This is a genomic window from Rhodoferax sp. (assembly GCF_013297935.1).
In the GTDB taxonomy this organism is placed as follows: domain Bacteria; phylum Pseudomonadota; class Gammaproteobacteria; order Burkholderiales; family Burkholderiaceae_C; genus Allorhodoferax.
On sequence record NZ_JAAFIX010000014.1, the window covers coordinates 49,937 to 61,224 of the forward strand.

General features: G+C 62.6%; 11 protein-coding genes. 6 read left to right on the top strand and 5 right to left on the bottom strand.

The window, feature by feature from the left end; all coding sequences use genetic code 11:
• Nucleotide 1 precedes the first annotated feature (1 nt).
• Genes fghA through QZW03_RS15765 form a run of 3 tightly spaced genes read right to left on the bottom strand, consistent with a single transcriptional unit; the run spans nucleotide 2 to nucleotide 3,189 of the window.
• Complete coding sequence (fghA, locus tag QZW03_RS15755) at nucleotides 2-862, bottom strand: S-formylglutathione hydrolase (RefSeq protein ID WP_296510969.1); 861 nt, start codon at nucleotides 860-862, stop codon at nucleotides 2-4.
• Nucleotides 863-922: 60 nt separating this feature from the next.
• Nucleotides 923-2,041 (bottom strand): S-(hydroxymethyl)glutathione dehydrogenase/class III alcohol dehydrogenase, encoded by a 1,119-nt coding sequence (locus QZW03_RS15760; RefSeq protein WP_296510970.1) that lies wholly within the window; start codon nucleotides 2,039-2,041, stop codon nucleotides 923-925.
• A complete protein-coding gene (locus QZW03_RS15765) occupies nucleotides 2,038-3,189 on the bottom strand; it encodes a fumarylacetoacetate hydrolase family protein (RefSeq protein ID WP_296510971.1) in 1,152 nt (383 codons plus the stop codon). The genes QZW03_RS15760 and QZW03_RS15765 overlap by 4 nt, the downstream gene beginning before the upstream one ends.
• Before the next feature lie 78 nt (nucleotides 3,190-3,267).
• Here QZW03_RS15765 and QZW03_RS15770 point away from each other — a divergent pair, with 78 nt between their 5' ends.
• From QZW03_RS15770 to purU, 4 genes are all read left to right on the top strand, one after another.
• The gene (locus QZW03_RS15770; protein WP_296510973.1) at nucleotides 3,268-4,395 is read left to right on the top strand and encodes a DUF3108 domain-containing protein; all 1,128 of its coding nucleotides are present in this window, start codon (nucleotides 3,268-3,270) and stop codon (nucleotides 4,393-4,395) included.
• A 20-nt stretch (nucleotides 4,396-4,415) separates the two neighbouring features.
• Entirely contained in the window at nucleotides 4,416-5,174 is a 759-nt protein-coding gene (locus tag QZW03_RS15775) for a DUF3108 domain-containing protein (protein ID WP_296510974.1), read from the top strand.
• Nucleotides 5,175-5,259: 85 nt separating this feature from the next.
• Nucleotides 5,260-5,562: a DUF3567 domain-containing protein gene (locus QZW03_RS15780; RefSeq protein ID WP_296510975.1), complete on the top strand. Its 303-nt coding sequence runs from the start codon at nucleotides 5,260-5,262 to the stop codon at nucleotides 5,560-5,562.
• Between the two features lie 56 nt (nucleotides 5,563-5,618).
• Nucleotides 5,619-6,467 carry a formyltetrahydrofolate deformylase gene (gene purU / locus QZW03_RS15785; protein ID WP_296510976.1) on the top strand — a complete coding sequence of 283 codons (849 nt, stop codon included), beginning with the start codon at nucleotides 5,619-5,621 and terminating at the stop codon, nucleotides 6,465-6,467.
• 63 nt (nucleotides 6,468-6,530) lie between these two features.
• Here purU and QZW03_RS15790 read toward each other — a convergent pair whose 3' ends face one another.
• The gene (locus tag QZW03_RS15790) at nucleotides 6,531-8,195 is read right to left on the bottom strand and encodes a methyl-accepting chemotaxis protein (RefSeq protein WP_296510977.1); all 1,665 of its coding nucleotides are present in this window, start codon (nucleotides 8,193-8,195) and stop codon (nucleotides 6,531-6,533) included.
• Between the two features lie 44 nt (nucleotides 8,196-8,239).
• Entirely contained in the window at nucleotides 8,240-9,085 is an 846-nt protein-coding gene (asd, locus tag QZW03_RS15795) for an archaetidylserine decarboxylase (RefSeq protein WP_296510978.1), read from the bottom strand.
• 94 nt (nucleotides 9,086-9,179) lie between these two features.
• On the opposite strand from asd, the gene QZW03_RS15800 reads away from it, so the two are divergent.
• Together QZW03_RS15800 and QZW03_RS15805 are read left to right on the top strand one after the other, a co-directional pair.
• On the top strand, nucleotides 9,180-10,052 hold the full coding sequence (locus tag QZW03_RS15800) for a LysR substrate-binding domain-containing protein (RefSeq protein ID WP_296510979.1): 873 nt from the start codon (nucleotides 9,180-9,182) through the stop codon (nucleotides 10,050-10,052).
• Between the two features lie 137 nt (nucleotides 10,053-10,189).
• On the top strand, nucleotides 10,190-11,288 hold a 1,099-nt coding region (locus QZW03_RS15805), incomplete at its 3' end, for an FAD-binding protein (protein ID WP_296510981.1).

Genomic DNA, 11,288 nt, shown 5'->3' on the forward strand with positions numbered 1-11,288 from the left:
CTCAGCCGGCCAGGCCTTGCGCGTGGTGGCGCAGGTGGTCTTCGATGAAGGTGCTGATGAAGTAGTAGCCGTGGTCGTAGCCCGCATGTCGGCGCAGGGTGAGTGGTTGGCCCACTTGGGCGCAGGCCGCTTCCAGCAAGTGCGGGTGCAGCTGCTCTTCCAGAAACTTGTCGCCCAAGCCCTGGTCCACCAGAATGCCGCCGGGGTAAGGGGAGCTGGCTTGCGCCGCCATCAGGGCGCTGGCGTCGTGCGCGGCCCACAGGCTTTCGTCCTGGCCGAAGTAGCCGGTGAACGCCTTTTTGCCCCAAGGGCACTGGGTAGGCGCGCAAATGGGCGCCAGGGCCGACAAGGTTTTGAACACGCCCGGGTGGCGCTGCGCCAGCGTGAGCGCGCCGTGGCCGCCCATGGAGTGGCCGCTGATGCCGATGCGCGCCGCATCTATCGGCAGGTCTTGGGCGATGTGCGGCAGCAGCTCCTTGACCAGATAGCTTTCCATGCACCAGTGGCCGCTCCAAGGGGCTTGGGTGGCGTCTAGGTAAAACCCGGCCCCCACACCAAAGTCCCAATGGTCGGCCTCGCCCACCAGCCCTGCGCCGCGCGGGCTGGTGTCGGGGGTGATGAGCGCCAGCCCCAGCTCGGCCGCTACACGCTGCGCACCGGCTTTGAAGGCAAAGGTTTCCTCGGTGCAAGTCAGCCCCGCCAGAAACACCAGCGCTGGCACCGGCCCGGCAGACGCCTGCGGTGGCAAAAACAGGCCGAAGCGCATGGGCAAGCCGATCTCGGTGGAGAAGTGCTTGTAGAAACGCTGCACGCCGCCAAAGCAGGCGTGCTCACTCTGCAGTTCAAAGTTCGGGTTTTGCATAATCCGCTATCAAAATAAGAGCTTCTTGCGCAATATCTACAAGGACTAGATGCTTTTTTGTTAATAAATAACCACGCCACGGATGGATTCGCCACGCTTCATCAAGTCGAAGCCCTTGTTGATGTCTTCCAGCGGCATGGTGTGGGTGATGAGGCTATCGATGTTGATCTTGCCTTCCATGTACCAGTCCACGATCTTGGGCACATCGGTGCGGCCGCGTGCGCCGCCAAAGGCCGAGCCTTCCCACCTGCGGCCGGTGACCAGCTGGAATGGGCGTGTAGAGATTTCGGCACCGGCTTCGGCCACACCGATGATGATGCTGCGACCCCAACCCTTGTGGGTGCTCTCCAGCGCCTGGCGCATGACCTTGGTGTTGCCGATGCACTCGAAGCTGTAATCGGCGCCGCCGTCAGTGAGCTGAACAATCGCGTCGACGATGTTGCCGCCCGCAGCTTCGATGTCTTTGGGGTTCAAGAAGTGCGTCATGCCGAATTCACGCGCCATCTTTTCGCGCGCAGGGTTCAGGTCCACACCAATGATCTTGTCCGCGCCCACCATCTTCAGGCCCTGGATCACGTTCAGGCCAATGCCGCCCAGGCCGAACACCACCGCGTTGGCACCGGCTTCCACCTTGGCGGTAAAGATCACTGCACCAATGCCTGTGGTCACACCGCAGCCGATGTAACACACCTTGTCAAACGGCGCGTCTTCGCGGATTTTGGCGAGACTGATCTCGGGCGCCACGGTGTAGTTGCTGAAGGTGCTGGTGCCCATGTAGTGAAAGATGGGCTCACCATTCAGGCTGAAGCGGCTGGTGGCGTCAGGCATCAGGCCCTTGCCCTGGGTGCCGCGGATCAGCTGGCACAGATTGGTTTTGCGGCTCAAGCAAAACTTGCAGGTGCGGCACTCGGGCGTGTAGAGCGGAATGACGTGGTCGCCCTTTTTGAGCGTGGTTACGCCCGGGCCCACGTCCACCACAATGCCGGCGCCTTCATGGCCCAGGATGGCGGGGAAGATGCCTTCGGGGTCGGCACCGCTCAGAGTGTAGTAGTCGGTGTGGCAGATGCCGGTGGCCTTGATTTCGACCAGCACCTCGCCGAATTTGGGGCCTTGCAGGTCCACGGTTTCAATGGTGAGGGGCTGGCCTGCTTTCCAGGCGACGGCGGCACGTGTTTTCATTCGGAGGTCTCGGTAGAGGAGTCAGTAGAGGAGTCGGAAGCGCTCCCGGCGGAGGACGCGAAAAAAGATCCGGCAGGGGCCAGCACTGCAGTATCGCCAGAAACCGATGCCGCAGCGGTGCCGGGGGCTGCGCGTCCGCGGCTCTCAGACGGCACCACCTCTTGCAGGATGGCACCGAACACGCTGGCCCCATCGCGGCCCTTGACCTCGATGCGGATGGTGTCGCCGAATTTCATGTACTCGGTGGTGGGCTGGCCGTCCTGGAGGGTTTCCATCGCGCGCTTTTCAGCAATGCAGCTGTAGCCATGGGGCCAGTCGATGCGGTTTTTACGGGCTACGCCCTTGTTGCTGATCGTGCCCGAGCCCACGATGCTGCCTGCCCGCAAGCGGCGGGTTTTGGCGGCGTGGGCAATCAGTTGGCCGAAGTGAAAGTGCATGTCCGAGCCGGCTTCGCACAGCCCGACTTTGCGTCCGTTCCAAGTGCATTGCACCGGCAGGTGCACCCGACCCCGGCTCCAAGCCTCGCCCAGCTCGTCCGGGGTGACCATGACAGGCGCGAACGCAGTGGCCGGTTTGCTCTGCACAAAGCCAAAGCCTTTGGCCAGTTCGTCAGGCACCAGGTTACGCAGGGTCACGTCATTGACCAAGGCCAACAGGCGCACAGCGTCCAAAGCGCGGTCGGAGGCACAGCCCGCCGGGACATCCCCGGTAACCACGGCCAGCTCCGCCTCAAAATCCACGCCCCAGGCCTCGCTGGCGCAAACGATGTCGGCATGCGGGCCCGCCAAGTCATCGCTGCCGCCTTGGTACATCAAGGGGTCGGTCTGCGCGCTTTCAGGCATGTCGGCGCCCCGGGCTTTGCGCACCAGTTCCACATGGTTCAGATACGCGGAGCCATCCAACCACTGGTAGGCGCGGGGCAAGGGCGCCATGCACTGCGCGGGGTCAAACGGAAACGCATGGCGCGCACGCCCTTGGTTGAGCTGGTTGTAGACCTCCTCCAAGGCGGGGGCGAGGTAATTCCAGTCGTCCAGCACTTGCTGCAAGCGGTTGGCGATATGGGTGGCATAGTGGGCCTGGCTCAGGTCCCGCGAGACCACGACCAATTGGCCGTCACGGGTACCGTCCTGGTAGGTGGCAAGTTTCATGGCTGCATTTTCGCTGGGTTTGCGGCCCCTTCGACAAGCTGCGTCTACCGTACACTGCCCCGCAACGTTCTAGACACTATGACGGTTACCGATTGCGCCCCGACTGCGCGCCCCCCACTCCCCCCCCGACGCACTTGGCAGGTGCTGGCCGTGGGCGCTTTGGTGCTCGCGCTGCACTGGGGCCTGCTGGGTGGCGCGCTACATTGGGTGCCGGGCCCGGAAGCGGGCAGCGAGGCGGCCACCCCGCCGCAATCGCTCTCCACCCGGCTGGTGACGGCCACGCCACCGCCCGCGGACGCCACCGTGCAGCCCGCCGCCGCTGCACCCGCACAACCCCCTGTGCCACCGCGCCCCCGCCCTGCGGAGGCCGCCCCCCAACACACGGATATTGCGGCAGCCCTAGCACCCGACACGCCGGTGGCCCCGCCGCCCGGCGACACCCATGCGCCGCCCGCAAATGCGCCGGCGCAGGACACAGCGAGTGCGCAAAGCGGCACCGAGGCCACGCCCCCGCCCGTGATTGAGACGGCGCCCCCCAAACCCGCCGAGTGGCCTTTGCAGTTTGCGTTTCCACCGTCCATGCAACTGAACTACGACGTCACCGGCTTGACCGATGGCCAAAAAAATGTCGTGAGCGCGAGCATTGTGTGGCGCCACGATGGTGCGGCCTACCAGGCGAGCCTTCAGGTCACCAAGTTCATGGTGAGCTTGCGGCAATGGAACAGCAAAGGGGCGCTGACGGTGGCGGGCCTGGCCCCTGCCCGGTTCGGTGAGAAGGGTTTCCGGCGCGCCGAAGTGGCCTCGCACTTTGTGCGTGAAGAAGGTCGGGTGATTTTCAGCGCGAACTCGGCCCCCGCAACCCTGCTTCCCGGGGCGCAAGACCATATGAGCGTGTTCATACAACTGGCCAGCATGTGGGCGGGCGAGCCACAACGGTTTGGCGCCGGTGACACGCTGTCCTTCCAGTCCATTGGCCCGAGGCAAGCTGAGACCTGGACTTTTGTCGTGTCGGCCGAGGAGCGCATCAGCCTGCCGGGCGGCACCGTGCAAGCCGTCAAGCTCACCCGCGAGCCCAACGGGGAGTACAGCACCAAAGCAGAAATCTGGCTGGCTCCTCAACTAGCCTACATGCCGGCACACATCAGGCTGTCTGAGCCGAATGGCAATGTGCTGGACATGGTCTGGACCGACACCCTTCCCCTATGAAAAGCCCTGTAGCAACCACCATGCCCCCCACTCGCCGGGCGCGTCGTACAGCACTATTGATGTGCGCCACCGCGCTGCTCCCTGCTTTTGCCCAAACCACTGCAGCAGACGCTGCAAGCAGCCCGGTGGCGACCTACCTCCCGCCGCCCTCTCTGCGCGTGGCGTATGAGGTGAATGGCAGCATCGCTGGGTCGTCTTTTGACGGCAGCGCAGAGCTGGTGTGGAGCCAAGATGGCAAGACCTACCAGGCGCAATTGCTGATCCGCAAATTCGGGCTCACGCTCCAGGCGTGGACCAGCGCAGGCAAGCTCACCCCCCGGGGCCTGGAGCCGGAGACATTTAGCAGCAAGAAGATCGGTCAAGCCGAGATTCATGCGTACTTTGAGCGGGACGCCCAGCGCGTGCGCTTCAGCGCTGGCAGCCCGAATGCTCCGCTGCTGCGCGGTGCGCAAGACCAACTGAGCGTCTTCATGCAACTGGCTAGCCTGGTGGGCGGCGGCAGCGCCCTAGCGGCGCCGGGCAAACACATCGCCATGCAAGCCATCGGGGACCGTTACGCAGAGCAGTGGAGCTTTAACGCCTCTGGGCCGGAGACCGTAAAGCGCTCTGGCGCGGTCCTTCAGGCGCTCAAGATGACGCATGAACCCACGGCTGATCGCAAACAGCGGCTGGAGCTCTGGTTCGCACCGGCACCGGAGGTGGTGCCGGTACGAATCCGCATTACGGAATCCAATGGGGATTACCTGGATTTAGTGGGGGCAAACACCCAATTCCGCTGAGGTTTGCACGCAGCGGTATTTTTGCTGCTACTCTTGAACTGGCGCAGATGGCATCTATGTACGGCTCATCTCTCAGGTAACACCTATGCAAACGCTCTACGAATCCGATTCTTTCTCCGTCACCCACATGCTCGCCAATGGCGAGGACGAGGGCCAGGCACCGGAAAAAACCGAGCGCTACCCCTTGGGTATTCCGAGCCTGGCGCGCCACGGCTTCGAAATTGTGGACAAACGCTCCAACAAAGAGGTGTATCTGGACGGCTCATGGGCTGAGCTCTTTCAGCAACACATCATGGCCTGGCAGGTGAACACCCCGACCCAGGAAGAAGTGGAAGACACCCTGGAGCAATACGCTGAGCTGGCGCAAACGCCGGTGCAGATTCACTGACTCGGGCCATTGCCGGCGGCTCTCCCCGGGTGACGCGGAACTGCGACAATCGGGGGATGAGCCAGACCTACATCCTTACGTTTTCCTGCCCCGACCGCCTGGGGCTTGTCCATGCTGTTTCGGGTTTTTTGCTGGAACGCAGCGGCAATATTGAAGAGGCAGCCCAGTACAACGACCACGACACCGGTTTGTTTTTCATGCGGGTGCAGTTCAGCTGCGACACGCTGAGCGCAGAAGAACTAAAAGCGCAAATCGGCACCCTGGGGCAGACCCTGCAACTCGAGTGGAGCCTGCACACCCAAGCGCAGCCTGTGCGGACTGTCATCATGGTCAGCAAAGAAGGCCATTGCCTGAACGACTTGCTGTTCCGTTGGAAGAGTGGTTTGCTGCCCTTGGATATCCGAGCGATTGTGTCTAACCACCGCGAGTTTTACCAACTGGCGGCCAGCTACAACGTGCCGTTTCACCACATTCCGGTTACCGCCGCCACCAAAGTGCAGGCCGAAGCCAAGCAACTGGAAATCATCGAGGCCGAAGGTGCGGAGCTGGTGGTTCTGGCCCGCTACATGCAGATCTTGAGCGACGACATGTGCCGCCAACTCAACGGGCGCGCCATCAACATTCACCACAGCTTTTTGCCAAGTTTCAAGGGCGCTAAGCCCTATTACCAAGCGCATGACCGGGGCGTGAAGCTCATTGGTGCCACTGCGCACTATGTCACCGCCGACTTGGATGAAGGCCCCATCATCGAGCAAGATGTGGCCCGTGTGGACCACAGCCGCACCGTCGACGACCTCACCACACTGGGCCGCGATACCGAAAGCCAAGTGCTGGCCCGCGCCGTCAAGTGGCACAGCGAGCATCGTGTGCTGCTGAACGGTCACAAGACCGTGATCTTCCGCTAAGCAAGCCAACATCAAAAAAGAATGGCGGCCATGGGCCGCCATTCTTTTTGGGGAGAACTCGGCTTAACTTCGCAAGTGGAAACGGCCCACCAACTGGTCCAGCGATTGGGCTTGCTCGTCGAGGGACTGTGCGGCAGCGGCAGCCTCTTCAACCAGCGCCGCATTTTGTTGGGTGCTGTCGTCCAACTGGGCAACCGCACGGTTGATCTCCGCAATGCCGTGGCTTTGCTGAGAGGAGGCGCCAGAAATCTCCTCCATCACGGCGCTGGCCTGAGCTACGGTTTCCGCCATATCGCGAATGGTGTGGCCGGCCTTGCTGGCTAAAGCCGCACCTTCCTCCACCTGGCGGGTGGACTCTTCAATCAGTGCATTGATTTCACGCGCCGCTTTGGCACTGCGTTCTGCCAGAGAGCGCACCTCTTGGGCCACGACAGCGAAGCCACGACCCTGTTCGCCCGCGTGGGCGGCCTCCACCGCAGCATTGAGTGCGAGGATGTTGGTCTGGAATGCAATCCCCTCGATCACACTGATGTTGCCGTGAATGGCCTGGGTGCTTTTACTGATCCGCTCCATGGTGGAAACTACGTCAGCCACCACATCGCCGCCCATGCGTGCGGAGCGGCTGGCGTTACCGGAGAGCTGCGCAGCTTCGGCGGCACTTTCGGCGTATCGCTGGGTCAAGGCTGCCATTTGTTCCACATTGGTGCTGGTTTTTTCCAGCGAGGCGCTTTGCTGCTCGGTGCGCTGGGATAAATCCAGATTACCCATGGAGATTTCACGCGACGCGTTGGCTACCTGCTTGGAACTGTCGGCAATGTCCCGCATGGTCTCAGACAACTGCATTTGCATTTCGCGCAAGGAGAACAGCAAGCTTTCGTTGTCTTTGGCCGCCAAGCGGATGTCCATGCTGAGGTCCCCGCTCGCAATTTGGCTAGCAATCGACTTGGCATACGCCGGCTCGCCACCCAGCTGGCGCGCAAGGCGCCCGGTCACCCAGGCACTGATGACCAATGACAAGAGTAGCAGCAGCACCATAATGCCGACCACCCACATCTGGGAGGACTGGTAGATCTGGCCGGCATTTTCAATAGTGGCCTTGGCAGACTGCGCGCGCTGCTCCACCAGGGTATCAACCAATTTTTCCAGCTTGCGCGTGTCGTTGAGCAGGCGCGCATCTTCGGTGGGCACATCGGTGCTCATTTGCATGAGATCAAGAGGCTGCTCTTTCACCAGCGTGATGTAGGCGCGTTGACGCTTGGCCCAGTTGCCCATCGCATCCATCAGCTGCTGGCTGGTGGCGGTGGTTTCTTCGGTATTTGACAGCGCCTTGATGATGTCGAGTCGCTTGGAAATATCCGCCAGACTGGTCTCAATGGCGGTACCCAGAGTGTCGCGCTCAGCCGCGGTGGTGGCTGTCAGCAACTGCGTCTGGGCGCGACTGGCGCGCAAGATCAGGCCGCGCGCCTCTTCGGCCGCCTGACCGGCGGCATATTCCTGCTCGTAGATGGCCTTGGTGGACGCATTCAAGCGCCCCATTTGGAAGAGCGAGAACACACCGATCACGATGGCGCCCAGCAACACGCTGGCAAAGGCCAGCCAGAGGCTGGTGCGCACCGTCATATTTTCAAAGGCCGTGACCCGGGTGCGCCGGTAAGGCCCTCGCTCGGGAGTTCCTGTGTCACCAACGACGGAGACCGGCAATTCGTCAACGATTGCAACGTTATTCATACATCGCCCTCTATGGGGTTTAAAAGGATCAGGATACTGAAATTTCAGCCCTGCGTGCCCATTTCTTCACCGAGTTGTACGGGTTTAGCGGGATTCCAGGCGGGGTTGAATTGCAGCGCATCTTTGCGGAACAGCAAGACCACAGTGGAACCAAGCAAGAATCGGCCCATTTCATCGCCTTGCTTGAGTGCCACGTTGCTGGGCTCATAGTGCCACTCGGTTACCTGAGGCAAGCGCGGCGGATTCACCACCCCGTGCCAGACGGTCGCCATGCTGCCCACCACGGTGGCGCCGACCAGGGTCAGCACAAATTCGCCGTGCGGCGAGTCGAACACGCACACCACCCGCTCATTGCGGGCAAACAAGCCGGGCACACCCCGTGCCGTGGTGGGATTCACCGAAAACAAATCACCCGGCACATAAATCATGCGGCGCAGTTCACCATCGCAGGGCATGTGGATGCGGTGGTAGTCGCGCGGGCTCAGGTAGATGGTGGCGAAGGTGCCGTCGTCGAACTGCGAGGCTAGTTGGGCGTCGCCCCCCACCAGCGCAGTGCTGCTGTAGTGATGGCCCTTGGCCTGAAAAATCTGATCCTTGTCGATCGCACCGAACTGGCTGATGGCTCCATCCACCGGGCACACGAAAGGCACCTTGGCCAGCGGGCGGGCGCCGGGTTTCAGGGCCCGGGTGAAAAACTCATTGAACGTGGGGTAAGCCGCAGGATCGGGGTTGGCAGCTTCCGCCATGTTCACGTTGTACTTGCCGATAAACCAGCGGATCAAGGCCGTCGTGGCCTTGCCCCAGCGAGCACCGGCCACCCATCCAGCGAAGGCTGTGAGGGCTTTTTTAGGAAGAAGGTATTGCGGGAGTACAGCAAGGGCGTCGGACACAGAGGGGGCTCCCGAGAGAAAAAGAGGGCCATTCTACTGACGCGCCTGTCAATGAAATACGCTGGTTTCCCCTTGCTGGTGGCATCATGGCGCCATGAGCGCCTCCCGCATCCCCCCGATCCAGTGCCTGTTGACCTTTGAAGCCCTGGCGCGCCTGCGCTCGGTCACGCTGGCCGCCGAAGAGCTGTTTGTCACCCCCAGCGCCGTGAGTCACCGGGTGCGGCAGCTGGAGCAAATCATCGGCACCAAACTCTTCGGCCGGGCGGACTTTTCGCTCACCACCGAGGGCAGCGAGTACCTGGCCCATGTGCGCGAGGGGCTCACCATCCTGCAAAAGTTTCCCAGCGCCGCCGCGGCTCCGGGCAAGCGCAAGCTGCGGCTGGCCGTCACCCCCACGTTTTCGCGCTCTATCCTGATTCCACGGCTGCGCCAGTTCACCGATGCCTACCCCGAGATCGACCTGACGCTGCAGGTCTCCATTCCCTTGTTGGACGTGGTGGCCGAAGATGCAGACCTGATGGTGCGCTTCGGCGCCGGCCGCTATGCCGACATGGAGCATGTGTGCCTCATGAAGGACGAAATCACGCCCCTGGCCTCGCCCGCCTTCGTGCGGGAGCACGGACCGTTTGAAACCCCGCAAGACCTGGCCAACCTGCCTTTGCTCCGCAGCCCGCTGGAGCCTTGGCGCACCTGGTTTGCCGCCAACGGGCTGGACTGGCCGGAGCCGGTGGAGGGCTCGCAGTTCAACGACATCGGCCTCATGTGCGACGGTGCCGCCGCCGGCATGGGCGTGGGCCTGATCCGCCTGAAGTTGGGTGCGCCCTGGCTGGACGACGGCTCGCTGGTGCGCCTCTACACCCACAACGCGCCCAGCCCCCATGCACACTACCTGTGCTGGCGCACTGGCGCCATGGACCGCTGGGAAGTGGCGGCCTTTGCCGAATGGCTGAAAAAAGCAGTCGGTTGATCGGCCCCGGAGGCCCATGCGCGCCTTTGACCGCGACCACGGGCCCTTTTTCACACAGCGCTGCAAGTTTCTTCACACCACAGGGGGCCGCTTTCTTTTAGAGTGGGGGCCTCGCCAGCCGCACCGGAATACCCCGAATGAACGCTCCACTGCCCCTCACCCACCTGCAGCTGCTACAAAAAAGAGAGCTGCTCGCGCAGATATTGAAAGGGCTGGAGGCCTATTTTCCTCAGCATGCGCTGCTCTACCAGACGGAAGACACCACGCCTTATGAGTGCGACGGCCTGACCGCCTACCGCCAGCGCCCCTTGCTGGTGGCCCTGCCCGAGACCGAAGAGCAGGTCGCGGCGGTGCTACGGGTGTGCCATGGCTTGCGCGTGCCGGTGGTAGCGCGCGGTGCGGGCACCGGCCTGTCCGGCGGCGCTATGCCCCAAGCGATGGGCGTGACACTCTCACTGGCCAAGTTCAACAAGATTCTGAAGGTGGACAAGCGCAGCCGCACGGCGGTGGTGCAGTGCGGTGTGCGCAACCTGGCCATCAGCGAGGCGGCAGCCCCCTACGGCCTGTATTACGCGCCGGACCCCAGCAGCCAGATTGCCTGCACGATAGGCGGCAACGTGGCCGAGAACTCGGGCGGTGTGCACTGCCTGAAATACGGGCTGACCCTGCACAACGTGCTCAAGGTGCGCGGCTTCAGCATGGAGGGCGAACCCGTCGAATTCGGCGGCGACGCCCTCGACACTCCCGGCTACGACCTGATGAGCGTGGTGGTCGGCAGCGAGGGCATGCTGGCCGTAACCACCGAGGTCACCGTCAAGTTGGTGCCCAAGCCCCAGCTCGCCCGCTGCATCATGGCCAGCTTTGACGACCTGCGCAAAGCGGGCGATGCGGTGGCCGCAGTCATCGCCGCCGGCATCATTCCCGCCGGTCTGGAGATGATGGACAAACCCATGACTGCGGCGGTGGAAGACTTTGTACACGCGGGCTACGACCTGAGTGCGGAAGCCATTCTGCTGTGCGAGAGCGACGGCACCCCCGAAGAGGTGGAAGAAGAAATCGGCCGCATGAGCGAGGTGTTGCGCGCGGCCGGTGCCACAGGCATTGCGGTCAGCAACAGCGAGGCCGAGCGCCTGCGCTTCTGGAGCGGGCGCAAAAACGCATTCCCCGCCAGCGGCCGCATCAGCCCTGACTACATGTGCATGGACAGCACCATTCCCCGCGCGCGGCTGGCCGACA

Coding starts and splice junctions, on each gene's coding strand:
- QZW03_RS15765 (WP_296510971.1), bottom strand. CDS start 3,189: ATGAAACTTGCCACCTACCAGGACGGTACCCGTGACGGCCAATTGGTC.
- fghA (WP_296510969.1), bottom strand. CDS start 862: ATGCAAAACCCGAACTTTGAACTGCAGAGTGAGCACGCCTGCTTTGGC.
- QZW03_RS15800 (WP_296510979.1), top strand. CDS start 9,180: ATGAGCGCCTCCCGCATCCCCCCGATCCAGTGCCTGTTGACCTTTGAA.
- QZW03_RS15775 (WP_296510974.1), top strand. CDS start 4,416: ATGCCCCCCACTCGCCGGGCGCGTCGTACAGCACTATTGATGTGCGCC.
- QZW03_RS15780 (WP_296510975.1), top strand. CDS start 5,260: ATGCAAACGCTCTACGAATCCGATTCTTTCTCCGTCACCCACATGCTC.
- purU (WP_296510976.1), top strand. CDS start 5,619: ATGAGCCAGACCTACATCCTTACGTTTTCCTGCCCCGACCGCCTGGGG.
- QZW03_RS15760 (WP_296510970.1), bottom strand. CDS start 2,041: ATGAAAACACGTGCCGCCGTCGCCTGGAAAGCAGGCCAGCCCCTCACC.
- QZW03_RS15790 (WP_296510977.1), bottom strand. CDS start 8,195: ATGAATAACGTTGCAATCGTTGACGAATTGCCGGTCTCCGTCGTTGGT.
- QZW03_RS15770 (WP_296510973.1), top strand. CDS start 3,268: ATGACGGTTACCGATTGCGCCCCGACTGCGCGCCCCCCACTCCCCCCC.